Raw genomic sequence first — 23,169 nt, forward strand, 5'->3', positions numbered from 1 at the left:
TGGGGCCTCTGCAACCGAAGTTCTTCCGGTTTGACATGCGCATGGTTACGCACACGGGGGATCGCCACAAGGAGCGAATTCAGGACACCAGCCCCTGGCGGTACGCGTACACGACCGCCTGCACCCGGTCGCGCAGGCCGAGTTTGGCGAGGATCCGCGAGACGAAGGTCTTCACGGTCTCCGGGCTGATCACCAGGGCCTGTGCGATCTCTCCGTTGGAGAGGCCGTCCGCGATCAGCCGCAGCACCTCCCGCTCGCGCGGGGTCAGCGCGGTGACCTCCGGGGCGCCGTCGGCGGGCCGGATCCGTGCGGCGTACCGCCCGACCAGCGCCCGGGTCACCTCCGGGTCCAGCAGCGCCTGGCCCGTGCGCACGGTCCTGATCCCGTGCAGCAGCTGAGCCGGCGGCGCGTCCTTCAGCAGGAAGCCGCTGGCCCCGGCGCGCAGCGCCTCGTACACGTAGGCGTCCAGGTTGAAGGTGGTCACCACGAGCACCTTCACGGGGTCCGCCACCCCGGCCCCGGCCAGCAGGCGGGTGGCCTCGATGCCGTCGAGGACCGGCATGCGGATGTCCATCACGACGACGTCCGGCCGGAGCCGGCGGGCCATCTCGACCGCCGTCCGCCCGTCGCCGCACTCCCCGGCGACCTCCAGGTCCGGCTGGGCGTCGATGATCGTGGCCAGTCCGGTGCGGACGAGGACCTGGTCGTCGCAGACCAGTACGCGCACGGGGGCGGGAGCGGATTCGGTCACGAGGGGCTCCCGGCGGGTATCCGGGCGGTGACGAGGAATCCGCCGTCGCCGCTCGGGGCCGCGGCGAATTCGCCGCCCAGGACGCCGACCCGCTCCCGCAGCCCCGCCAGCCCCCGTCCGCCGCCGCCCACGACCGGGGCCCGGGTCCCGGACCCGTCCGTGCCCACTTCCACCGTGATCTCGCTCCCCGTGTGCCGGACCCGCACCGAAGTGCGGCTTCCGTGCGCGTACTTGAGCGCGTTGGTCAGCGCCTCCTGCACCACACGGTAGGCCACCAGCTCCGCGCTGCCGGTCGCGGCGGCGGGGGTGCCCTCCTCGGTGAACTCCACCGGCTGCCCGGAGTCGCGGGTCCGCTCCACCAGCGTGCGGATCCGGCCGACCGCCGGGGTCCTCGGCCCGCCGCCCTCGCCGGGGTTGAGCAGGTCCAGCAGCTGCCGCAGATCCGCGATGGCCCGGCGGCCCGTGTCCCCCACGGTCTCCAGGGTCCGGTCGAGCCGGTCGGGAGCGGCGGTCAGATAGCGGGCCGCCTCGGCCTGCACGACCATCGCCGTCACATGGTGGGTGACGATGTCGTGCAACTCGCGGGCGATCCTGCCGCGTTCGGCCAGCAGCGTGTCCTCGGCGACCCGGCGGCGGTGCTCGGCCTCCAGGGCGCGGGTGTGCCGCAGCCACGATCCGGCGCCCCAGGCGAGGGCCAGCGCCGACAGGAACCCGGCGTATCCGAAGGGCGACTCGCCGGGGCCGGCCGCCGAGAGCGCCACCGCCAGCGCCGCGTACGCCGTGGTGAAGGCCAGCGCGGTGGTGCGCCGGTGCCGCTCCAGATGGGACCCCGCGCTCAGCAGCGCGACGGGCAGCGCGGTGCCCGCGATCAGGTGGTAGCCGCGCAGCTGGTCCACGGCGAAGCCGAGCGTCACCAGGGCCAGGCAGACCGCGGGCAGCCGCCGCCGCACCGCCAGCGGCAGGCACTGGAGGGCGACGGCGAGCGCGGTCAGGGCGTCGAAGGAGCGCCCCGGCAGCCCGCCCAGCTCCGTACCCCGGTGCTGGAGGCCCGGGAGGTACGACATGACCGCGAGGAGCAGTCCGAGCGGAAGGTCGCGGACCGTGACGTCCAGCCGCTGCCAGAACGCCGGGAGGGTACGGGGAAGGGTCACGGGGCGACCGTAGTGCGCGCCCCGGACGCCTCCGCGCGCCGCCCCCGCCGGGGCACGATCCGGCCGCGCCGGTGGGCGACGCGCAGCAGGACGAGCGTCACCAGCACGGTGAACAGGAGGGCGTAGACGCTGCCTTCGGGCCCGAAGGAGCCGCCGGTGAGCAGATCGGGGCCGGACGTCGAGGCGTCCAGCAGGCCGTCGGAGGAGCCGTTGCCCGAGACCTCGGCACCGAAGATTCCGGCGCCCGCGAAGTTCCAGCCGAAGTGCAGACCGATGGGCAGCCACAGCCGTCCCGTCGCGGCGTACGCGGCGGCGAGCATCCCGCCCCCCTCGACCGCGACGGTGAAGGCGCCCCAGAGGTCGGCGTGCGGGTTGGACAGATGCATGAGCCCGAACACGGCACCGGTCAGGGCCAGCGCGGCCCAGGTCCCGAGCCGTTCCTCCACCACCCGGAACAGCACGCCGCGGAAGACCACCTCCTCCGTCACGGCGGCGGCCGCCATGAAGCCCACCAGCCCCACCGCGCCGGAGACCGAACCGATGCCGTCCACCCGGTAGTCCCCGAGGAACGCCAGGTTCACGACGACGGCCGCGAACAGCCCCGCGCCCAGCAGGGTGCCGAGCGCCGTGGTCCGCACGGCGCCGTCGCCGGACAGCTCCGCGACGGGCCGGTGCTCGGTGCGCCCCACGATCCACCGGTAGGCGACCACCGAGAGGACGGCGGTCACCGCCCCGGTCACCAGCGCGAGCCAGGGATTCCCGCCCACGGCCTGGACGGTGAGACCCCCCGCCCCCCAGACCGCGACCACCGTCAGCAGTTGCCACACGACGCCCATGCGTCCCCGTGCGGCCTTCGTCCGTCCCGCTGCGGTCCTCATGCCGTCCCCCTCGATCCGGAGCCCCGGACCTCTTCCGCGGCTTCGCTCCGACGCTACGGATCCGGCGCGCGCCGGTCGTCACCGCGCGGTGGACACCTGCGCGTAGCTCGCACGGGGGACGGCCGCCGCCGGGAAGGCGGGACGGGGACGGTCAGCCGGCGGGGGCGCGCTCCACGGGGATCCACAACTGCGCCTGCGCTTCGGCCCCGTCGGGCGAGAGGCGGACGCTCAGGATCTCCGGGCCGGGGCGGCTGCGGTACGGGTTGGACGGGAACCACTCCGTGAACACGTCCCGCCAGAGGAACTGGAGGGCCTGGGGAAAGGCGCCCTCGTTGTCGAACACCGCCCAGGTGCCCGCCGGGACGGTGAGCACGTCCATGTCCTCGGGCACGGGCGCCGAGCTCACCACGGCGTGGTAGTAGTCGAGTTCGGTGCCCTCCGCCCGGCTCGGGTCGAGATCGTCGCTGACCGCGACGATGCCCTCCGGCTCCTGGTCGGACAGGGCGGCGATGCGCTCCACCGTGTCCTGCCCGAGCCCTCTGATGAACCCCGCGATGGCCGGGTTCACCCCCTGGTGCACCAGGGGAACACGCGCCTTCCTGCCCACCACACGGAACTCCTCCTTCTCCACGATCCGGTATCGCATGCTGCTGGTCCCTTCGACGACGAGACGGAAGGACATCCGGGGCTGGGAGCTGAGCGCGGCGCCGGTGCGCCGGGCCTCGCCCGGACCGATGCCGTGCATGGCCCGGAACGCGCGGGCGAACGCCTCGCCCGAGCCGTATCCGTACCGCACGGCCACGTCCAGCAGCGTCCGCTCACCGGACAGCACCTCGGCGCCCGCGACCGTCAGCCGGCGGCGCCGGACGTACTCCGACAGCGGCAGCCCGGCCAGGGCCGAGAACATCCGCCGCAGGTGGTACTCGGACGTCGTCGCGATCGCCGCCAGTGCGGCCACGTCGACCTCACCGGTCAGCTGCTCCTCGATGTGGTCCATGGCCAGATTCAGCCGTTCCAGCACCCCGGTCTCCTTCCTTCCTTACGCCGACCACGCTAGGAAAGGGCGGGGGTGCCGGGCCCGACATCCTGTGCCCGGTCCGGTCGGGTGCGGCCGCCGGGCAGGGGCGGCGCGCCGAACCGGGCGAGCAGGTGCCAGACCCGCTTGAGCGCCTGGAGGTCGTGGCGGCCGGTCCGGGCGGCGTCCCCGATGATCCGCGGATCGAGGACCCCGTCCTCGGCGATCTCCTCGCCGAGGACGACGAACTCCTCGCCCCGGTAGTCCCCGTGCCCGCGCAGCCGCTCCACGGTCAGCCGGAATCCGGCGTGCCATTCGGTACGGAAGGGCAGGGCGCGGGCGGCCGTCTCGACCGCGGTGCCCCGGTAGCAGGGGTCGAGGACCAGGGCCTCGACATCGCGGTCCAGCAGCACCGGGCCGTGCACCTGCGCCTCGATGTAGTCGTCCAGCGCGTCCCGGTCGTCGGCCTCGGCCAGGGCGATCAGATGCGTCCCGGCCGCGACGCCGAAGTCGGACGGTTCGGCGGCGCTGTCGGGATAGCAGAAGGTGGCGCGGTGCAGGGCCTCGCCGGTGAGCCGCAGATGGGCGGAGCCGAAGCGGGGCGCGGCCCCGACGGGCGAGTGCCGGAAGTTCAACGCCCCGTAGACCGGACGCTGTTCGGCGGGGGCCTCGTCGTAGGCGCCGCCGAAGATGCGGCTCTCCCACAGCCAGCGGTCGCCGCCCGGATGCGCGGTGAGACCGCCGTTGCTGGTGCCGGTGACGAACTGCGCGTGGTAGACGCCGTCCCGGGCCATGGCCTCCAGGACCGGCAGGCCCGCCGACACCCGGTCGGGGTGCAGGTTCAGCGTCAGCCGCAGGGCGGGGTCGAGCGGGTCCCCCGAGGAGAGGGAGGCGACGTGCCGCAGGGCCCGGTCGCCGGAATCGTGCCTGGTGTACCGGTCCATGCGGCGACCCTACGATGCCGCCCGCACGGCCGTCACACGCTTTCCGCGCGGCCCCGGCGGGACCCTTCCGCGGGGCGTTGTCGGACCCGCCTGGCAGGATTTCCGTATGACTCGTGACGCTTCCGCAGGACTCGACCTCGACGCCTATCTCGCCCGTATCGGCTGGTCCGGGGAGCGCGCCGCCACCGCCGCCGTGCTGCGGTCGGTGCACCGCGCGCACACGCTGGGCATCCCGTTCGAGAACCTGGACCCGGTGCGGGGCACGGTGCCCTCGCTCGCCCTGCCCGACCTGGAGGCGAAGCTCGTGCGCGGCGGCCGAGGCGGTTACTGCTACGAGCAGAACACCCTGCTCGCCGCCGCGCTGCGGGCCCTCGGCTTCCGGGTGCGGCTGCTGGCCGCGCGGGTCGTGCTGGGCGCCCGCCCCGGGGACGTCCGGCCGCGCACGCACATGCTGATGCTGGTCACGGCGGCGGACGAGCCCGTGCCGTTCGTCGCGGACGTCGGCTTCGGGGGCATCGGCGCGCTGCTGGAGCCGGTCCCGCTGGCCGACGGGGCCGAGGTGGCGGACACCCCGCGCCGCCACCGGCTGGTCCGGGTGGCGCACGACGGACCGCTGCCGCTCTGGGAGCTGCGGGCCGCGAAGGGCGCCGAGGGCGCGGAAGGCGGGGAGGAGTGGCAGGCGCAGTACGTGTTCACGGAGGAGCCGTTCGAGGCGCCCGACTTCGAGGCCATCAACTGGCACATCGCGACCAACCCGCGCTCCCCGTTCTCCCAGCGGCTGTACGCCCAGCACGTCACCCCGGACGCCCATCTGTCGCTCACCGGCCGCACCCTGGTGGTGACGGGCAACGACGGCAGCCCGGAGGAGCGGAAGCTCGCGGACCGCGAGGAGACGGTCCGCCTGCTCACGGACACCTTCGGGATCCGGGTGCCGGAGGGAGCCGTACTGCCGGAGTGAGGGAGCCGTACTGCCGGAGTGGGCACACGCGACCGCCGCAGCGAGCACGCGCACCGGGCCCGGCCCCGCGCCGCGTCGTGGCGCATCTCACCCGATCCGCTCCGTCACGTCCCTCCTCCACCCCATTCCAAGCCGGGCCGCGCCCCGCGCCCCGCGTTCCCACGGTCCGGGGCGGCGGGCGCATGGCGATGGAAGCCGGGGCGGACGGGCCGCGCTCCCCGCAGGGGTGACGGGCCGGGCAAAGCCGGGCGGCCCGTGAAACACAGTCGTAAGCTCGCAGACATGCAGGTGATCCAGTCCACGAAGCTCGCCAACGTCTGTTACGAAATCCGGGGCCCCGTGCTCGAGGAGGCGATGCGGCTGGAAGCAGCGGGTCATCGCATCCTCAAGCTGAACACGGGCAACCCCGCCGCGTTCGGCTTCGAGTGCCCGCCCGAGATCCTTGAGGACATCCTGCGCAATCTGTCCGGGGCGCACGGATACGGCGACGCGAAGGGGCTGCTGTCCGCGCGCCGGGCCGTCATGCAGCACTACCAGACCAAGGGCATCGACCTGGACGTCGAGGACGTCTATCTGGGCAACGGCGTCTCCGAGCTGATCCAGATGTCGATGCAGGCACTGCTCGACGACGGCGACGAGGTCCTCGTCCCGGCCCCGGACTATCCGCTGTGGACGGCCTCCGTCTCGCTGGCCGGCGGCACCGCCGTGCACTACCGCTGCGACGAGCAGGCGGACTGGATGCCCGACCTGGCGGACATCGAGCGGAAGATCACCGACCGCACCAAGGCCCTCGTCATCATCAACCCGAACAACCCCACGGGCGCGGTGTACGACGACGAGCTGCTGCGCGGGCTCACGGAGATCGCCCGCCGGCACAACCTGGTGGTCTGCTCCGACGAGATCTACGACCGGATCCTGTACGACGGCGCCACGCACACCCCGACCGCCACGATCGCCCCGGACCTGATGGTGCTCACCTTCAACGGGCTGTCGAAGAACTACCGGGTGGCCGGATACCGCTCCGGCTGGCTGGCCGTCTGCGGCCCCAAGGCCCACGCCTCCTCGTACATCGAGGGGCTGACCATCCTCGCCAACATGCGGCTCTGCGCCAACATGCCCTCGCAGCACGCGGTGGCCACCGCGCTCGGCGGGCGGCAGTCGATCACCGATCTGGTGCTGCCGGGCGGCCGGATCCTGGAGCAGCGGGACACGGCGTACGACCTGCTGACGCAGATCCCGGGCGTGACCTGTGTGAAGCCGAAGGGGGCGCTGTATCTCTTCCCCCGTCTCGACCCCAAGGTCTACAAGATCAAGGACGACCGTCAGATGGTCCTGGACCTGCTGCGGGCCGAGAAGATCATGGTGGTGCAGGGCACCGGGTTCAACTGGCCGGATCCCGACCACTTCCGGGTGGTGACCCTGCCCTCGACGGAGGATCTGACCGATGCGATCGGCCGGATCGCGCACTTCCTCGACGGATACAGCCAGGTGTAGCGAGGGGCGCGGCCCCGTCCGCCCCCACCAATCTCGAAGATGGACAACTTTAGACTCGATCCAAGCTAGGATGGCTCTTCCAGCGTCACGAGGAGGCCCTCCATGTACGAACCGATCCGCACCGCATCGGTCCACACACCGGCCGCGCACTCGGACGACTTCCCACACCGCAGCCGCGAGGAGGAGCTGGACATCCAGCTCGCCGGCCATCTGGCCGCGCTTCTCGCGGTCACCGACGAACTGGGGCTCGACACGGCGGGCGACCGCATCGCCGAGCAGGTCGCCCGACTGCGCGGCGCACCGCCCGCCCGGCACGCCGGCCGCTCCGACGCCCCCGCGGCCGCGCTCCACCGCCGCGCCCACGCCCTCGCGGGCCGGGCCCTGGTGGTGGCCGCGTCCCGGGCGGACACCGTGGCCGCGATCCTCTCCGCCGAGCGGATGGACGCCCACACCGCGGCCGCCGAGGCCGCGGCCACCGACCCGTCCCTCACCCCCGCGCGCCTGGTCGGCGCCCACTGAACGGCCCCGGTCCACGGCCGTGGAGGCGCGTGGACCGGGTGCCACCTCGTGACGACGGTCCCGTTCCGGAGGATTGCGCGGAGCGGGACCGTCGTCGTGCCCCGGACGGCCGGGCCGTCCGGATCACCTCGCCGGGTCAGTGCCTGCCACGGGTCCGGAAGCGGAACATGGCGAGTCCGGCCAGCAGCATCAGCGCGCCCGCGAGGCCGATGCCCAGGGTGGTGCTGCCGGTGTCGGCGAGGTCACCGTGGCCGCCGGGCTTCCCGTGCGGGGGCGGCGGCTCGGGGTTCCAGCCGGATCCGTGCGAGTGCGTCCAGGACGGGGTGGGCGTGGGGTGCGGCGAGTGCGTCCAGGTGGGGGTGGGACGCGGCGAATGCGTCCAGCTCGGGGTCGGACGCGGTGAATGCGTCCAGGTGGGGGTGGGTGTCGGGGTCGGGCTGGGGCTCGGGACGGTGACCGGGACCTCCACCGCGCAGGGCAGGTCGGGGGCATCGTCCGTGGCGCAGCGCGCGCCCGTCGTGTCGGAGGTGACGGCGTTGCGCAGGACCGCGTCGCCGGTGTCGGGGTCGTCGACCGTGACGGTGTACATGATCGTGCCCTCGGCACCGGGGGCCAGTTCGCCGGACCAGCCGAGGGTGTCACCGGTGACGGTGGCGGTTCCGGTGCTCGCGGTGGGGCCGGAGGTGAGCGCGGCGTCGTCGAGCACCCCGGACAGGTCGTCGGTCAGACGGGCGGGGCTGAGCGTGGTCTCGCCGGTGTTGACGGCCCGGAGCGTGTAGGTGACCGTGCCGCCCGGTTCGGTGCGCTCGGGGTCGGCACTCTTGGAGATCTCCAGGGCCTGTTCCCTGCGCCGGACCGGCACGGACGCGGAGGACTCGTTGGAGACGACGCTGTCGCCGCCGTTGGTCCCCAGGGCGGTCGCCGTGTTCGTGAAGGTGTCCGTGCCGGCCACGTCCGCCTCGGTCAGCACGTGCGTGCCCTCGCAGACCATGGACGAGGTGCTGGACCCCATCACCCCGAGGGTGTCCCGGGGGCAGGTCACGTCGGTCACGGACGGGTCCTCGACGTGGACCCCTTCGAGCTGCGTCGTCCCGGTGTTGGTGACGAGGAACTGGTAGTGCACGGTGTCGCCGACCTCGAAGGGCTCGGTCGCCGCGTTGTCCGGCGGCGCCACCGTCTTGACCAGGTTCAGCTGGTTGAGCCCGACGACCGAGGCGGCCTTGAGCCCGCGGATCAGATGGGTGTCGATGGTGCCGCCGGTCGATCCGGAGAAGCCGAACTTGTACGTGGGCGGCGCGTCGGCCGTCATCCGCGTGGAGAGCACCTGCTGGAAGCCTGCGCCGTCCTCGAAGTCGATCTCCACGGTGACGGTCGGCCGGGTCTCGGGGCTGACCGTGATGTGCACGGTGCGCTCGGCGGGCAGCGGATCGGTGCCCTGGTGACGGAGGCTGCCGGGCAGCGTCGAGCGGAAGCCGGAGGGCTGCGCGGCGTCGAGCTCGATGGTGGAGTCGAGGTAGCAGTAGCCGTCGATGTCCTGCCCGGGGCCGCGCAGCGTGACGGTGTCGGCGACCGGAAGCCCGCTGGTGACGGGGGACTTCCGGTCGTCGGGGCAGCCGTTGCCGCGCAGTTCCTCGTCGTTGGCGAAGTTGCCGTACGCGTCGAGGCCGACGCCCACGTAGCCGCCGTCGACGCCCGGTTCCAGATTGCGCTGGGCGTAGCCGAGCGAGCCGCCGTTGGCCCCGGCCCGGGTGAGGTCGACGGAGCCGTCGACCAGGAAGAAGCCGATGCCGTCGGCGCCGACGTCGCCGGTTCCGTACTGGTACTGCTCGAAGGTGACGTCCAGTCCGCCGTTGCCGGGGAGCGGCCGGTTGTAGAGCATCCCGCCGACCCGGTAGTAGTCGTGGTCGGTGAGCTGGAGCCAGCCGGGCACCTGGCCCGGGGTGGGCACGGGCGGGGTCGTCTGGGACGCGGGGTCGTCGCAGGGCCCGACCTGCGACTGCCCGGCCGGAGGCTCCTGGGACGCGCCGGTCAGACAGGCGCTGTCCAGGGGGACGAAGCCGGGGTCGGCCACCGACGACCCGGTGAAGGTCTCGTCGAGCAGCACCGAACTTCCGGTGGCCCGGGGTCCGGCCGCCGGTTCACCGGCCGAGGGCGGCGCGGCGGCGGTCGGGACCGCGGTGAGCAGCAGCCCCAGGGCCGTCCCCGCGGAGGCGGTGACGGCCAGCACCGGGGCACGACGCAAGCACTCGTATTTTTTCATGACAGTACGGTAAAAACCGCATAAGTGGCGCACGGGGTGCGCGGCATCGACACGCCGCAGCGGCGGCCGAATGGTGGCCCGCTCAGGGCTCGGCGGACGGAAAGGGCGACTCCCAGGGCCTGTCTTCAAACTGGCCCTGGGCCGCCAGGTCCGACGACCGGAACACCACGTCGTGGATCACACACACCGGACGTCCGCGCACGGGGACCGGGCCGACGATGTCCCGGTCCGCCACGGCACCGACGGCCAGCTCCCCGACGACCACGGTGCTCCTCCCGGCCGGCACGCCCCGGCCCGCTCCGCCGTCCTTGCCCCGGGGATCGCGGAAGCGGACGTACACCTTGAAGCTGCCGGGCCGGGCGGCCCCGCTCTCCACCCGGACGCGGGCCACGGGGGCCCCGGTCGCCGGGTCCCGGTGGCAGGAGGAGAGGGTCACGTCGTCGGACGGGAACCGCATGTCCGCGTGGACCTTGCCGTACGTGTACATGAAGCCGACGAGGACGGCGACCGGTGACAGCACCACCAGCGCGGCGATCACCATGATCAGAACGGCCAGCCAGACGGGCATCCTCGGCCGCCGCCGCGGAAACAGCGGTGCGGACGGATGCCGGGGATACCGCACCACGGAACGTTCCGGATGCTTCGGGTACTTCGTGTCCGCCACGGCCCCGCCCCTCCCGCACCCCCCGGTACGGCCCGCTCCGACCGTAGGCCGCCGCGTGCTTCCGCCGACAGCTCGGAGGGATCACGACCGCGCTACGAACGTGTACGGCCCCCGGAACCTCGAAGGGTTCCGGGGGCCGGGGCCGTGTTCGTGCACGTCCCCTGCCGCGGCGGGCCCCCGGCCCCACGGGTCGGGGTGGATGCCGGGAGACCGGCCGCGGAGTTCTACGGGGCGGGGTCAGCCCAGGCGCTGGACCAGGGCCCGGTACTCGTCCCACAGCCCCTTGGGCGTGTGGTCGCCGAAGGTGTTGAGGTGCTCGGGGACCAGGGCCGCCTCCTCGCGCCAGACCTCCTTGTCCACGGTGAGCAGGAAGTCGAGGTCGGAGTCGGACAGGTCCAGGCCCTCGGTGTCGAGGGAGCCCTTGGCCGGCAGGACGCCGATCGGGGTCTCGACGCCCTCGGCCTTCCCCTCCAGGCGCTCGACGATCCACTTCAGGACGCGGCTGTTCTCGCCGAAGCCGGGCCAGACGAACCGGCCGGCCTCGTCCTTGCGGAACCAGTTCACGTAGTAGATCTTCGGCAGCTTGGACTGGTCCTTGTCGGCGCCGACCTTCAGCCAGTGGTCCATGTAGTCGCCCATGTTGTAGCCGCAGAACGGCAGCATGGCGAAGGGGTCGCGGCGCAGCTCGCCGACCTTGCCCTCGGCGGCGGCGGTCTTCTCGGAGGCGACGTTGGCGCCGAGGAAGACGCCGTGCTGCCAGGTGAAGGACTCGGTGACCAGCGGGACGGCCGAGGCGCGGCGGCCGCCGAAGAGGATGGCCGAGATCGGCACGCCCTTCGGGTCCTCCCACTCGGGGGCGATGATCGGGCACTGCCCGGCCGGGACGGTGAAGCGGGCGTTGGGGTGGGCGGCGGGCGTCCCGGACGCGGGGGTCCAGTCGTTGCCCTTCCAGTCCGTGAGGTGGGCGGGCGGCTCCTCGGTCATGCCCTCCCACCAGACGTCGCCGTCGTCGGTGAGCGCGACGTTGGTGAAGACGGAGTTGCCCCACATGGTCTTCATGGCGTTGGCGTTGGTGTGCTCGCCGGTGCCGGGCGCGACGCCGAAGAAGCCCGCCTCGGGGTTGATCGCGTACAGCCGGCCGTCCTCGCCGAACCGCATCCACGCGATGTCGTCGCCGATGGTCTCCACGGTCCAGCCGGGGATCGTGGGCTCCAGCATGGCGAGGTTGGTCTTGCCGCAGGCGCTCGGGAACGCGGCCGCGACGTACTTCGACTCACCGCGCGGGGGGGTGAGCTTGAGGATCAGCATGTGCTCGGCGAGCCAGCCCTCGTCGCGCGCCATGACGGAGGCGATGCGGAGCGCGTAGCACTTCTTGCCGAGCAGGGCGTTGCCGCCGTAGCCGGAGCCGTACGACCAGATCTCGCGGTCCTCGGGGAAGTGCGAGATGTACTTGGTCTCGTTGCAGGGCCACGGGACGTCCTCCTGGCCCTCGGCCAGCGGGGCGCCGAGGGTGTGGACGGCCTTGACGAAGAAGCCGTCGGAGCCCAGCTCGTCCAGGACGGCCTGCCCCATGCGCGTCATGGTGCGCATCGAGACGGCGACGTAGGCGGAGTCGGTGATCTCGACGCCGATCGCGGAGAGCGGCGAGCCGACGGGGCCCATGCAGAAGGGCACGACGTACAGGGTGCGGCCGCGCATGGAGCCGCGGAAGACGCCCTTCTCACCGGTGAAGATCTCCCGCATCTCGGCGGGGTCCTTCCAGTGGTTCGTCGGACCGGCGTCCTCCTCCTCGGCGGAGCAGATGAACGTACGGGTCTCGACGCGGGCGACATCGCTCGGGTCGGAGGCGGCGTAGTAGGAGTTCGGGCGCTTGATCTCGTCGAGCTTGGTGAACGTGCCCTTGGCGACGAGCTCCCCGCACAGGCGCTCGTACTCGGCTTCCGAACCGTCGCACCAGACCACGCGGTCCGGCTCGGTCAGGGCTGCGATCTCGTCGACCCAGGAGACCAGCTCCCGGTGGTTGGTGGGGACAGTGAGGGGAGCCGCGATGTCGCGCGCCACGATCGCTCCTTGATGAGGGTGTCTGTCTGGTTGGCCCCGTGGGGGCTGCGGCCCGGATGCTTCTACCCCTTCGAACCCTCCGGCGCTCATCCGGTGCCGACCGCACTCATTTGATCATCCGACCCTTCCGCCCATATGTCCAGGGGGCCGCCCACGTGAGCATCACCACTCATATCCGATACCTACGGAGGCGTAGGTACGATGCGGGGATGACTGCCGCCACCGCCGCGACTCCGCCCGCCGCCGGGACCGACGCCCTCCCGCTGAAGCCACGCCTGCGGGGCTGGCTGCACGCCGGAATGTTCCCGGCGGTCCTGATCTCCGGAATCGCGCTGGTCGCGCTCGCGGACAGCACCCGCGGCCGGGTCGCCTGCGGGATCTACGTGCTCACCGCGTGCCTGCTGTTCGGCGTCAGCGCGCTGTACCACCGGGGCACATGGGGGCCGCGCGGCGAGGCGGTGCTGCGCCGGCTCGACCACGCGAACATCTTCCTGATCATCGCGGGCACGTACACCCCGCTGACCCTGCTCCTGCTGCCGGAGTCCACCGGGACACCGCTGCTGTGGGCGGTCTGGGCGGCGGCGGTGGCCGGGATCGCCTTCCGGGTCTTCTGGGTCGGCGCCCCGCGCTGGCTCTACACCCCCTGCTACATCGCGATGGGCTGGGCGGCGGTCTTCTTCCTGCCGGACTTCATGCGCACCGGCGGCATCGCCGTGCTGGTGCTGGTCATAGTCGGCGGGGTGCTCTACAGCGCGGGCGGGGTCATCTACGGCATCAAGCGGCCGAACCCGTCACCGCGCTGGTTCGGCTTCCACGAGGTCTTCCACTCGCTGACGCTCGCCGCGTTCGTCGTGCACTACGTCGGCATCTCGCTGGTGGCGTACAACCACACCTGACCTTCCCCTTTCCGGACAGGGCCGCGGCTTCCGAGCCGCGGCCCTTCCGCGTTCCCGGGCACCACCGCCCCCCGCGTCCGGACGCAGCACGTTGACATCCACCACCTTTTGAGAGTTACTTTCACTTGACTGCAACTCTCACAAATGAACGGGGTGGACGTACGGTGACACGACGGTGGTGGGCCCTGGGAGCCCTGGTGGCGAGCATGCTCGTCCTCGGCTTCGACATGACGATCCTCAATGTGGCGCTGCCGACCCTCGCGGGCGATCTCGGCGCCACGACGGGCGAACAGCAGTGGATGGCCGACGCCTATGTGGTGGTGTTCGCCGCCCTGATGCTCCCGGCGGGACTGCTCGGCGACCGCTTCGGCCGCCGCCGGATGCTGATCTGCGGACTCGCCGTCTTCCTGGCCGGCAGCCTCGTCGGCGTCCTGGCGGACGGGGTGCCCGCCGTCGTGGCGGCGCGCTGCGTCATGGGCGCCGGAGCCGCGTTCGTCATGCCGCTGGCCCTGTCCGTCCTGCCCTCGCTCTTCGGTGAACCGGAGGACCGGATCAAGGCCGTCGGCATCGTCTCGGCCGCCTCCGCGATCGGGATGCCGCTCGGCCCGGTCGTCGGCGGCTGGCTGCTCGACCACTTCTGGTGGGGCTCGGTCTTCCTGGTCAACGTGCCGATGGTCGCGCTCGGAATCGCCGCCTGCGTCTTCCTGCTCCCCGAGACCAGCGACCCGGCGGCACCCCCCGTCGACCCCGTCTCCACCGCGCTCACCGCGACGGGCCTCGGCGCCCTGATCTACGCGATCATCGAGGCCCCGGGCCGGGGCTGGGGCGACCCGCTGGTCCTCGCCACGGCGGCGGCCGGCGCGGCGCTGCTCGGCTGCCTGGTCGTACGCGAGCGCGGCACCGCGGTCCCCATGCTCGACCTGGGCCTGCTGCGGCAGCGGACGTTCCTGCTGAGCACGCTCGCCGCGACCCTGGTGATGTTCGTGCTCGCCGGGCTGATGTTCGTCCTGCCCGGCTACCTCCAGGCCGTCCTCGGTCACGACGCCTTCGGCACCGGTCTCAGGATCCTGCCGCTGATGGGCGGCCTGGTGGTCACCGCCAAGGCCGGCGCACCGGTCACCGCCCGGTTCGGGGCCCGCGCCACCATCGCCGCCGGGCTCGCCGTCCTCGCCTTCGCCGCGCTGCTCGGCAGCCGTACGACCGTCGACAGCGGATACGGTTTCACCGCCCTGTGGCTCTCCGTCGCCGGGATCGGCTTCGGCTTCGCGGTCGTCCCCTCGATGGACGCGGCGCTCGGCGCCCTGCCCGCGGACCGGGCGGGCCGGGGCTCGGGACTGCTGATGACCGTCCGCCAGACCGGCAGCGCCCTCGGCATCGCCCTGCTGGGCAGCGTGCTCGCGGCGGCCTACGGGAACCGGCTCGACACCACCGGAGTGCCGGCCGCCGCCGCGGACACCGCGGGGGACTCCGTCGTCGCCGCCCACGCCGTCGCCGCCCGGCTCGGCGCACAGCGGCTCGCCGACTCCGCCGACGCGGCGTACCTGCACGGGATGAGCCTGGTCCTCGTCGTCGTCGCGGCCACCGCCCTGGCCGGTGCGCTGCTGGTCGGGGCGTTCCTGCCCCCGGCGGACCGGCCGGCCGGCCGCACCGCCGACGTGGCCGGGACACCGGTCGATGCCTGACAATGGCGCCCATGGCCGCCTCCTCCCGTACCCCCTCCTTCGCCGCAGCCGGGGCGCAGCCCCCGATGGGGCTGCGTGAGCGCAAGAAGCTCAAGACCCGCGTCGCGATCCGTCGGGCCACGTACCGGCTGATCGAGGCGCAGGGGTACGAGGCGACGACGATCGAGCAGATCGCGGAGGCGGCGGAGGTCTCGCCGAGCACCGTGTTCCGCTACTTCGCGACCAAGGAGGACATCGTCCTCACCGACGAGTACGACCCGCTCATGGAGGCCGTGCTGCGCGGCCGTCCGGCGGACGAACCGCCGCTGGAGTCGCTGCGGCTGATGATGCACGAGGCGCTGGGGCAGTTCATCACCTCGGAGGACGAGGAACTGCGCCAGCGCACCCGGCTGATGGTCGAGATCCCCTCCGTCCGGGCCCGGATGACGGAGACCATGTCGGACACGGCGAGGATGCTCGCCCGGGTGCTCGCCGACCGCACCGGCCGCGACGCGGACGACCTGCGCGTCCGGATCTTCGTCGCGGCGGTGCTGAGCGCGCTGCGGGAGGTCACGCTGTACTGGGGCGAGCAGGGCCAGCGGGGCGATCTGCTGGCGATGATCGACGAGGCGCTGGAGGCCCTGGGCAACGGCCTGCGCCTCTGACAACGCGGCCCGTTCCCTCTCCTCCCTGTTCCCTCCTCACCGACCGCCGAGCGCGCGGGCCAGTACCTCGGGGTCGGTGGTCGGGGCCTCGCAGACGAAGTGCCGGCAGACGTAGGCGGTCGGCGCACCGCCCGTCGTGGGCCGGTCGGCGAGCAGGGGGAACTCCGCCCCGGCGGTCTCCCCGGCCGCGACGACCGCTCCGGGCGCCGTCCCGGTCAGTGCCGTACGGTGCAGCTCGCCGCCCACCGGCCCGGCGACGGCCACCTCGCGGGGTCCGTCGAGCAGCGCCTCGGCGACCGCGAGCCCCCAGGCGATGAACCGGGGCGCACGCGGCCCGAGCGCCCTGACGACGCCCAACGCGCCCTCGGCGGCGATCCGGTGGGGTTCGGATCCGGTGTACGCCGCGTACGAGAGCAGCGCACCGGCCGCCGCCGTCCAGCCGGCCGGGGTGGCACTGTCCGTGGGGTCCTGCGGGCGGCGGATCAGCTGCTCGGCGTCGTCCGCGGTGTCGTACAACTGGCCGCCCTCGCCCCGGAAGTGCTGGAGCACGATGTCCAGCAGGAACCCGGCGAACTCCAGCCAGGCCCCCTCCCCGGTGACCGACGCCAGGGCGAGGAAGCCCTCCGCGACATCGCCGTAGTCCTCCAGGACCCCGGCGTGCTCCCCGGCGCGGCCGTCCTTGGAGGTGCGCACCAGCCGGGCGACGGGGCCCATGTGGAGCCTGACCAGCAGGTCGGCGGCCTCCGTGGCGCGCTCGATCAGATCGGGCCGGTCGAAGTAGGCCCCCGTCTCGGCGAGCGCCGCGATCGCCAGCCCGTTCCAGGCCGCGACGATCTTGTCGTCCCGGCCGGGCCGCGCGCGCCGCTCGCGGGCGGCGAGCAGCCGGGCCCGCACATCGGCGGCCCGGTCCGCGTCCACCACTCCGGTCGGCATCAGCCGCAGCACGGAGGCGCCCTCCTCGAAGGTCCCCTCCTCCGTCACCCCGAAGTACGCCGCCGCGAAGGCCGCGTCCTCCTCCCCCAGCACCTCACGCAGCTGGGCCGGCGTCCACACGTAGTACGCCCCCTCGACGTGCCGCCCCTCCCCGTCCTCGCTGTCCGCGTCCAGCGCGGAGGCGAAGCCGCCCTCGGCGGTCCGCAGCTCCCGCACCATGAAGTCGGCCGTCTCCAGCGCCACCCGCCGGGCGGACTCCGACCCGGTCGACCGCCAGAGATGCGCGTACGCGCGGCAGAGCAGCGCGTTGTCGTACAGCATCTTCTCGAAGTGCGGCACGATCCACTCGCGGTCCACCGAGTACCGCGCGAACCCTCCGCCCAGCTGGTCGTACAGCCCGCCGCGCGCCATCGCCTCGCAGGTGTCGGCCGCCATCTGCAGCGCACCCTCGGCCCCCGTACGCGCATGGTGCCGCAGCAGGAACTCGACCACCATCGCCGGCGGGAACTTCGGCGCCCCGCCGAACCCCCCGTACGTCGCGTCGTACTCCCGCGTCAGCCCCAGCAGCGCCTGCGCCAGCTCCGGCTCCCCCGGCACCCCGTCGCCCCCGTGCGCGAGACTCCGCTCGGACAGGTCCCGCACAATCCGCCCGGCCACCTCCCCGACCTCCTCCCGCCGCTCCGTCCAGGCCCCCGCCACCCCTTCGAGCACCTCCCGGAACGACGGCATCCCGTGCCGCGACTCCGGCGGAAAATACGTCCCGAAGTAGAACGGCTCCGCCCCCGGCGTCAGAAACACCGTCATCGGCCATCCCCCCTGCCCCGTCGCCGCCTGCACCGCCTCCATGTACACCGCGTCCACATCCGGCCGCTCCTCGCGGTCGACCTTCACGTTCACGAAGTGCGCGTTCATGTACGCGGCCGTCGCCCCGTCCTCGAACGACTCGTGCGCCATGACGTGGCACCAGTGACACGCGGAGTACCCCACGCTCAACAGCACCGGCACATCCCGCCGCTCGGCCTCCTCGAACGCCTCGGGTGACCACTCCCACCAGTCGACGGGGTTGTCCGCGTGCTGAAGCAGATACGGGGAGGTGGACTGCGCAAGTCGGTTCGCCATGCCCCCATCCTCACGCACCTGCCGACGTGATACCCGCGCGCCACGGGGCGGAGGGTGCGGGCCCTGGTTCAGGTGCGCCCCGCCGCCCCGCCCCCCGCATCGAGCCGCGCCACCCGCCGCACCCCCGCCACCCGCCGGTACGACGCGTCGAGGAGTTCGGTGATCTCCTGCCAGTCGACCTCGTCGGGCGGGACGGTGCTGCCGGCGGTGAGGTCGAGGCCGATCCAGCCGGAGGGGGCTAGGTAGGCGGGGGTGAAGAAGCGGGGGTCCTGGGTGAGGGCGGGGCGGTCGGGCTCGTCGGGGAGGACGAGGAGGGCCTGGTCGTAGCGGGTGCGGGTGGTGGCGGTTCCCTTGGTGGTGCCGCCGTACCAGGCGAAGTACTTGCCGGCGCGGAAGCCGGGGCGGCCGTGGGCGATCCGTTCCTCGGCGTCGGGGAAGGCGAGGGCCGTCCGGCGCAGCCGTACCAGGTAGGGGTCGTCGTCCTCGAACATCAGGGGGTGGGGCACGGGGCCTCCTGCTCGTCGACCGGGCGGGTCATGGGCATCGTGCCACGGGGCGGTGCTTCCGGCCGGAGGCGCCACGGGAGGGGGTCAACTCGCCCCGCGGCGGCGGTTGTACGGGATCCTGGGGGTGGATCGACGGGGCGGGCGGAGGGGGCGGGGTCGGGGTGTGGAGCGGTGGGCCGAAGGCGTTGTCGCGGGTCGTGCTGCTGGTGGGGGCGGCGTTGCCGGTGGGGCTGGCGGCGCGGTTCTGGGGCTTCGTGGAGCGTCATCCGGTGGCGGCCGTGGTGCTGGCGCTGGGGTGGGAGGGGTTCCTGGCGGGGGCGGCGTTCGCCGGGAAGGTGTTCGGGGAGTTGCAGGGGCGGTGGGTGACGCGGGCGGCCGACGGGTTCGAGGGGTGGGTCGGGCGGCGGTTCTCGCGGTTCGAGCGGGACTACCGGGCGCTGGTGGAGCACGAGCACCGCTTCACGGACCTGAAGGGGCTGGCGACGCGCGGGGCGCAGCTGCCCCGGCTCCAGGAGGTGTTCGTGGACGTCAGTCTCGTACCGCGGCCGCTGCACGATGTGACGGCCGACGGGGCGCTGACGGCCGTGGCGCGTACGGAATCGGCCCGTACGGAAACGGCGCGGACCTCGTTGCAGGAGCTGCTGCGGGCCCCGGAGCCCGTGGTCCTGGCCGTCGTGGGGGCGCCGGGGACGGGCAAGACGACGCTGCTGGAGCACACCGCGGTCCGGCTGGCGACGGCGCGCCGGAAGGCGGGGCCGCGCACGCTTCCGGTGCTGCTGGCGCTGCGTGACCACGCGGCGGCGGTGGCGGCCGATCCGCTGGTGTCGCTGCCCGAGCGGATCCGCTGCTCGCTGGGCGGGCTCGGGCCGCGCGAGCCGGCCGGCTGGTTCGAGGCGCAGCTGGACCGGGGCCGGTGCGTGGTGATGCTGGACGGGCTCGACGAGGTGGCGCGCAGCGAGGACCGGCAGGGGATCGTGGCGTGGGTGGAGGGGCAGATCGCGCGCTTCCCGGACAACGACTGGGTGATCACCTCGCGTCCGCACGGCTACCAGTCGGCGCCGATGAACCGTGCGCGGGTGCTTCAGGTGCGGCGTTTCACCGGGGAGCAGATCGAGCGTTTCGTGCACCGCTGGTACCAGGCGGTGGAGCGGATCAGCACCGGTACGGACGACGCCGGGGTGACCCGGCTGGCCGGACGGCACGCGGACGATCTGCTGGAGCGGCTGCGCAGCCGGCCCATGCTGTTCGACATCGCGTCCAATCCGCTGATCCTGACGATGATCGCCAATGTGCACCGGTACCGGGGCGCGCTGCCCGGCAGCCGGGCCGAGCTGTACACCGCGATCGTCGAGGTGCTGCTGTGGCGCCGGCAGGAGGCCAAGCGCCTCTCCCCCGCCGCCGAGGAGCCGACCGGGGTGCAGAAGGAGATCGTGCTGCGCCGGCTGGCGTTCACGATGATGGAGGAGCGCATCCGCGATCTGCCCGAGGAGCGGGCGGAGGAGCTGTTGCGCCCGGCGCTCGGCCTCGTCGGCTTCGCGGGCACGGCCCGGGACTTCCTGGGGCCGGTGATCGTGAGCGGGCTGATGGTCGAACGGGAGCTGGGCCTGTGCTCGTTCGCCCATTTCACGCTCCAGGAGCATCTGGCGGCCTCGCACATCCGGGAGCACGGACTGCGCGGCACGCTGGCCCGGCACGTCACCGACCCGTGGTGGCGGGAGACGACGCTGCTGTGGGCGGCGCGCACCGATCCGAGCACGGTGGTGGAGGCGTGTCTGGACGACGGCGGTGTCCAGGCGCTGGGCCTGGCGTTCGACTGCTTCGACGAGGCGGCGACGCTTCAGCCGGCGGTCCGGCAGCGGCTGGAGTCGATCCGCGAGCAGGCCCTGCGGGCGCCGGTCGGCTCCCCGCGCTGGCGCCAGATGGCGGCCATCACCGTGGCGCGGGAGCTGCGGGACGTGGTGCGGCTCGCCGACGACACGCTGGTCGTCAGCCGTCCGGTGCTGCGGGGGCTGTACGGGCTCTTCGAGAGCGCCCATCCGCATCTGCCCCTGTACGGGCGGGCGGACGCCGGCGCGGGTGAGCACGCCGTCGCCAGGGGGGTGACGGCGGGTGCCGCCCGTACGTTCGTCGACTGGGTCAACGACCTGGTGGGAGGCAGCAGTACGTACCGGCTGCCGTCCCCGGAGCATCTGACGACGTCCGGTATCCAGACGGTGCTGGAGCCGGGTGATCACTGCGCCTGGACGCGGGGCGCCGACCCCGGCGCGCCCCTCGTGCTGTGGGTGCCGGAGGGCATGGGCCACCCCTTCGACGCGACCCGGGACAGTACGGAGCGCCGGCTGGGGCCGGACGACGGCGAGGTGCTCCGGGCCGGGGCCACCACGACGCTGCTGGCGCTGTGCCGGGGGTTGCGGGAGCGGCTGCCGGCCACCGCTCCGCCGCCGCGCCCCGTCCCGGACACGGCACGGGTGCGGTCGGCGGTGCGGGCGGTCCTCGGGGAGCTGCGCGACAGGGGCGGCGACGTGGTCGCGCACCAGGTCTCCGTCCAGCTGGCCGAGACCGCGGACGCCCTCGCCGCATGCCGTGACCTCCCCTCCTTCGCCCGCTATCTGACGCTGTGCCGGGAGCTGGCGGTGGAGGACCTGCGGCTGCGGAGCCTGGACGCCGCGCCGCCGGGCCCGTCCGTGCGGCAGGTCCACCACGCGCTCGCCGAGGCGCTGCGCGACGCCTCCCGCACCGCGCTGGAGGGCCTGGTGACCCGGGTCGTCGCCCTCGCCGGGGCCGAGGGGAGCGGCGGTGCGCCTCCCGGGGACGGCGAGCACCGCGGCGAGGCCCGGCTCCCGGAGCTGGAACAGGTCCTCGACCACGCCCATGAGCTGGCGCGGCCCCTCGCCTTCCCGCACGACGACGACCGCGGTCACGATCCCGCCCTGCTCCTCGGTCTGGGGCTCGCCCTCGACGTCGTCCGCTCGCTCACGGGCACGCTGTCCGAACGGACGGCGGCCGTTCCCGCGCACGACCTCGCGCTCCATCCGGCGCTGGACGGGGACGCCGGCGCCCTGGCGGACGGGGTGGCCGCGCTCACCCTGCGCCTGGCGTCGGTCGTCGAGCCGCAGTCCGGGGACCTCGTCGCCTCCGTGCGGGGCATCTGCGCGGACAGCGCGGCCCGCCACGCGTTCCAGGAGCCCTGGTCGTACGTCCCCGACGCGCTGCACGACGGTCTGGAACAGCTGTGCCGCGCACTCGGCGAGGAGGCGCCCCGCAGCGAGGAGGTCTCCTCGTGGTGGCACACGGCGCTCGGCCTGGCGGAGCGCATGCGGGACCTGGCCGCCGATCCGGCGCAGTGGCGGCACGGCAGCGGACGGACCGCCACCGTGCTGCGGTGCGGTGCGCTCGTCCTGTGCGCCGTCGGCCGGCACCACGGCCATGCGCGGGTGACGGAGCCGGCCCGGTCCGTCGCCACCGCCGTCAGCGTGCTCCAGGACCGCGCGGACGGCACGCTGCTCCCCGGCGAGGCGCTGGTCCTGCTGCGCACCTGAGGGGGCCGGTGCGCGCGGGCCGCCCCACCCTCGCACCTGTGAGGTGCCGCGGTCCGCGCCCCTCCCCCAGCATGTGTTCCGTCGTGCCCGGCGCACCCGGGGCGGTGCTCCTCGTCGGCGGGGACCGGCGCGGAGCGAGCGGAGAACCAGGGGGAGATCATGCTTCATCGCGTACACGGGCGGACACGGCCCCGGTGGGCGGGGCGGCTGCGGGCCGTGCTCGTCGCCGGGCTGGCGACGGCCGGGCTGGTGGCCGGTGCCGTGACGGCCTCGGCCACGGATCCGGCCGGGGGCACGGCCGGAGCGGCCGGGGCGAGGGCCGGGGCCGCCGCCGAACCGGTGTTCCAGATGCCGTTCCCGTGCGGCACCCGGTGGCAGCTGAACACGTACGGCTCCGCGCACAGTCCGGCCCTGGACATCGTCGTGGAGAACAACACCGGGTCCGACGGCAGGCCGGTGCTGGCCGCGGCGGCGGGCACCGTGTCCGCCACGTACGTGGACAACGGGTCCGGGAACACCATCCAGATCAGCCACGGCAACGGCTGGTTCACCGCGTACTACCACCTGAAGGACGCGCCCGACACGTATGTGCGCAAGGGGCAGGCGGTGACCGCGTCCACGCAGATCGCGCGCATCGGCACGACGGGGGCGTCCGACTGGGCGCATCTGCACTACGAGCAGCGCTATCTGGAGTCGGGGGACTTCACCGACGAACGGCACCGGGTGCCGGTGAGCTTCGACGGGGTGCGGTACTCGGGCGTCAACCAGGAGTGGGCGGCCGTCACCAGCAGGAACTGCTCGGGGACACCCGCCTGGCAGAACTGCCCGGCCGGGTACGTGTGCTTCTACTCGGGGACCGACGGCACGGGTTCGGTCTGCCGGTCGGAGCGGGACGAGCCCAGCAGCACCTGCGGGCTGCGCAAGTCGTACTACAACAACGGTAATCCCCAACCGGGTTATGACCACGTTCAGGTGAACTTCGCCGAGGGCGGCGGGCAGTGCCTCCACGTCGGCTGGGACGAGGGGCGCGGGAACTTCGCGTCCGGCGGGCGGACGATCAGCGGTTTCCGCTGGCGAGGGGAGTGCTGACGGTGTGACAGACCGGTGAGGCCGGGTCCGGGGCGGCCGCGCGGCGTCCGTCCGCGGTCCGGTCCC

18 protein-coding genes are annotated in these 23,169 nt (G+C 73.2%); 8 read left to right on the forward strand and 10 right to left on the reverse strand.

Features of this window, described 5'->3' with window-relative positions:
• Positions 1 to 79: 79 nt before the first annotated feature.
• The 5 genes from ACZ4FH_RS17125 to ACZ4FH_RS17145 form a co-directional block, all read right to left on the reverse strand.
• Complete coding sequence (locus ACZ4FH_RS17125) at positions 80 to 751, reverse strand: response regulator (protein ID WP_467305462.1); 672 nt, start codon at positions 749 to 751, stop codon at positions 80 to 82.
• Positions 748 to 1,902 (reverse strand): sensor histidine kinase, encoded by a 1,155-nt coding sequence (locus ACZ4FH_RS17130; RefSeq protein ID WP_467305463.1) that lies wholly within the window; start codon positions 1,900 to 1,902, stop codon positions 748 to 750. Before ACZ4FH_RS17130 ends, ACZ4FH_RS17125 begins: the two co-directional genes overlap by 4 nt.
• Positions 1,899 to 2,738: a lysostaphin resistance A-like protein gene (locus tag ACZ4FH_RS17135; protein ID WP_467305791.1), complete on the reverse strand. Its 840-nt coding sequence runs from the start codon at positions 2,736 to 2,738 to the stop codon at positions 1,899 to 1,901. The genes ACZ4FH_RS17130 and ACZ4FH_RS17135 overlap by 4 nt, the downstream gene beginning before the upstream one ends.
• A gap of 193 nt (positions 2,739 to 2,931) precedes the next feature.
• Positions 2,932 to 3,801 carry an AraC family transcriptional regulator gene (locus ACZ4FH_RS17140; protein WP_467305464.1) on the reverse strand — a complete coding sequence of 290 codons (870 nt, stop codon included), beginning with the start codon at positions 3,799 to 3,801 and terminating at the stop codon, positions 2,932 to 2,934.
• Between the two features lie 32 nt (positions 3,802 to 3,833).
• Positions 3,834 to 4,739, reverse strand: a complete 906-nt coding sequence (locus ACZ4FH_RS17145) for a DUF3626 domain-containing protein (RefSeq protein ID WP_467305466.1) — start codon at positions 4,737 to 4,739, stop codon at positions 3,834 to 3,836.
• A 106-nt stretch (positions 4,740 to 4,845) separates the two neighbouring features.
• Between ACZ4FH_RS17145 and ACZ4FH_RS17150 the strand changes: the two genes are divergently transcribed.
• The 3 genes from ACZ4FH_RS17150 to ACZ4FH_RS17160 all read left to right on the forward strand — a co-directional run bounded on the left by ACZ4FH_RS17150 (position 4,846) and on the right by ACZ4FH_RS17160 (position 7,710).
• On the forward strand, positions 4,846 to 5,697 hold the full coding sequence (locus ACZ4FH_RS17150; RefSeq protein WP_467305467.1) for an arylamine N-acetyltransferase family protein: 852 nt from the start codon (positions 4,846 to 4,848) through the stop codon (positions 5,695 to 5,697).
• A 282-nt stretch (positions 5,698 to 5,979) separates the two neighbouring features.
• Positions 5,980 to 7,191 carry a pyridoxal phosphate-dependent aminotransferase gene (locus ACZ4FH_RS17155; protein WP_467305468.1) on the forward strand — a complete coding sequence of 404 codons (1,212 nt, stop codon included), beginning with the start codon at positions 5,980 to 5,982 and terminating at the stop codon, positions 7,189 to 7,191.
• A 102-nt stretch (positions 7,192 to 7,293) separates the two neighbouring features.
• Positions 7,294 to 7,710, forward strand: a complete 417-nt coding sequence (locus ACZ4FH_RS17160) for an SCO4983 family protein (protein ID WP_467305470.1) — start codon at positions 7,294 to 7,296, stop codon at positions 7,708 to 7,710.
• A 136-nt stretch (positions 7,711 to 7,846) separates the two neighbouring features.
• Here the strand turns inward: ACZ4FH_RS17160 and ACZ4FH_RS17165 are convergent, their stop codons facing one another.
• The 3 genes from ACZ4FH_RS17165 to ACZ4FH_RS17175 form a co-directional block, all read right to left on the reverse strand.
• Positions 7,847 to 9,970 carry a DUF7927 domain-containing protein gene (locus ACZ4FH_RS17165; RefSeq protein ID WP_467305472.1) on the reverse strand — a complete coding sequence of 708 codons (2,124 nt, stop codon included), beginning with the start codon at positions 9,968 to 9,970 and terminating at the stop codon, positions 7,847 to 7,849.
• An 82-nt stretch (positions 9,971 to 10,052) separates the two neighbouring features.
• On the reverse strand, positions 10,053 to 10,538 hold the full coding sequence (locus tag ACZ4FH_RS17170; RefSeq protein ID WP_467305474.1) for a hypothetical protein: 486 nt from the start codon (positions 10,536 to 10,538) through the stop codon (positions 10,053 to 10,055).
• Positions 10,539 to 10,871: 333 nt separating this feature from the next.
• Complete coding sequence (locus tag ACZ4FH_RS17175; RefSeq protein ID WP_467305476.1) at positions 10,872 to 12,695, reverse strand: phosphoenolpyruvate carboxykinase (GTP); 1,824 nt, start codon at positions 12,693 to 12,695, stop codon at positions 10,872 to 10,874.
• Positions 12,696 to 12,904: 209 nt separating this feature from the next.
• On the opposite strand from ACZ4FH_RS17175, the gene trhA reads away from it, so the two are divergent.
• The 3 genes from trhA to ACZ4FH_RS17190 all read left to right on the forward strand — a co-directional run bounded on the left by trhA (position 12,905) and on the right by ACZ4FH_RS17190 (position 15,917).
• Positions 12,905 to 13,591 (forward strand): PAQR family membrane homeostasis protein TrhA, encoded by a 687-nt coding sequence (gene trhA / locus ACZ4FH_RS17180; protein WP_383650273.1) that lies wholly within the window; start codon positions 12,905 to 12,907, stop codon positions 13,589 to 13,591.
• Between the two features lie 206 nt (positions 13,592 to 13,797).
• The gene (locus ACZ4FH_RS17185; protein ID WP_467305793.1) at positions 13,798 to 15,273 is read left to right on the forward strand and encodes an MFS transporter; all 1,476 of its coding nucleotides are present in this window, start codon (positions 13,798 to 13,800) and stop codon (positions 15,271 to 15,273) included.
• A gap of 11 nt (positions 15,274 to 15,284) precedes the next feature.
• Entirely contained in the window at positions 15,285 to 15,917 is a 633-nt protein-coding gene (locus tag ACZ4FH_RS17190; RefSeq protein WP_467305478.1) for a TetR/AcrR family transcriptional regulator, read from the forward strand.
• A gap of 36 nt (positions 15,918 to 15,953) precedes the next feature.
• On the opposite strand, the gene ACZ4FH_RS17195 is transcribed toward ACZ4FH_RS17190, so the two are convergent.
• Together ACZ4FH_RS17195 and ACZ4FH_RS17200 are read right to left on the reverse strand one after the other, a co-directional pair.
• Positions 15,954 to 17,969 (reverse strand): thioredoxin domain-containing protein, encoded by a 2,016-nt coding sequence (locus tag ACZ4FH_RS17195; protein WP_467305479.1) that lies wholly within the window; start codon positions 17,967 to 17,969, stop codon positions 15,954 to 15,956.
• 68 nt (positions 17,970 to 18,037) lie between these two features.
• Entirely contained in the window at positions 18,038 to 18,475 is a 438-nt protein-coding gene (locus ACZ4FH_RS17200) for an MmcQ/YjbR family DNA-binding protein (protein WP_467305480.1), read from the reverse strand.
• A gap of 185 nt (positions 18,476 to 18,660) precedes the next feature.
• Here ACZ4FH_RS17200 and ACZ4FH_RS17205 point away from each other — a divergent pair, with 185 nt between their 5' ends.
• Together ACZ4FH_RS17205 and ACZ4FH_RS17210 are read left to right on the forward strand one after the other, a co-directional pair.
• Positions 18,661 to 22,014: an NACHT domain-containing protein gene (locus ACZ4FH_RS17205; RefSeq protein ID WP_467305482.1), complete on the forward strand. Its 3,354-nt coding sequence runs from the start codon at positions 18,661 to 18,663 to the stop codon at positions 22,012 to 22,014.
• Positions 22,015 to 22,173: 159 nt separating this feature from the next.
• On the forward strand, positions 22,174 to 23,103 hold the full coding sequence (locus ACZ4FH_RS17210) for a peptidoglycan DD-metalloendopeptidase family protein (protein WP_467305484.1): 930 nt from the start codon (positions 22,174 to 22,176) through the stop codon (positions 23,101 to 23,103).
• Positions 23,104 to 23,169 lie beyond the last annotated feature (66 nt).

It is taken from the genome of Streptomyces sp. NPDC024555, from assembly GCF_055559335.1.

What these genes read in the sequence shown, in the direction of transcription:
- ACZ4FH_RS17145 (WP_467305466.1), bottom strand. Translation starts at nt 4,739, where the DNA reads ATGGACCGGTACACCAGGCACGATTCCGGCGACCGGGCCCTGCGGCAC.
- ACZ4FH_RS17160 (WP_467305470.1), top strand. Translation starts at nt 7,294, where the DNA reads ATGTACGAACCGATCCGCACCGCATCGGTCCACACACCGGCCGCGCAC.
- ACZ4FH_RS17185 (WP_467305793.1), top strand. Translation starts at nt 13,798, where the DNA reads ATGCTCGTCCTCGGCTTCGACATGACGATCCTCAATGTGGCGCTGCCG.
- ACZ4FH_RS17155 (WP_467305468.1), top strand. Translation starts at nt 5,980, where the DNA reads ATGCAGGTGATCCAGTCCACGAAGCTCGCCAACGTCTGTTACGAAATC.
- trhA (WP_383650273.1), top strand. Translation starts at nt 12,905, where the DNA reads ATGACTGCCGCCACCGCCGCGACTCCGCCCGCCGCCGGGACCGACGCC.
- ACZ4FH_RS17150 (WP_467305467.1), top strand. Translation starts at nt 4,846, where the DNA reads ATGACTCGTGACGCTTCCGCAGGACTCGACCTCGACGCCTATCTCGCC.
- ACZ4FH_RS17190 (WP_467305478.1), top strand. Translation starts at nt 15,285, where the DNA reads ATGGCCGCCTCCTCCCGTACCCCCTCCTTCGCCGCAGCCGGGGCGCAG.
- ACZ4FH_RS17210 (WP_467305484.1), top strand. Translation starts at nt 22,174, where the DNA reads ATGCTTCATCGCGTACACGGGCGGACACGGCCCCGGTGGGCGGGGCGG.
- ACZ4FH_RS17135 (WP_467305791.1), bottom strand. Translation starts at nt 2,738, where the DNA reads ATGGGCGTCGTGTGGCAACTGCTGACGGTGGTCGCGGTCTGGGGGGCG.
- ACZ4FH_RS17170 (WP_467305474.1), bottom strand. Translation starts at nt 10,538, where the DNA reads ATGCCCGTCTGGCTGGCCGTTCTGATCATGGTGATCGCCGCGCTGGTG.
- ACZ4FH_RS17195 (WP_467305479.1), bottom strand. Translation starts at nt 17,969, where the DNA reads ATGGCGAACCGACTTGCGCAGTCCACCTCCCCGTATCTGCTTCAGCAC.
- ACZ4FH_RS17165 (WP_467305472.1), bottom strand. Translation starts at nt 9,970, where the DNA reads ATGAAAAAATACGAGTGCTTGCGTCGTGCCCCGGTGCTGGCCGTCACC.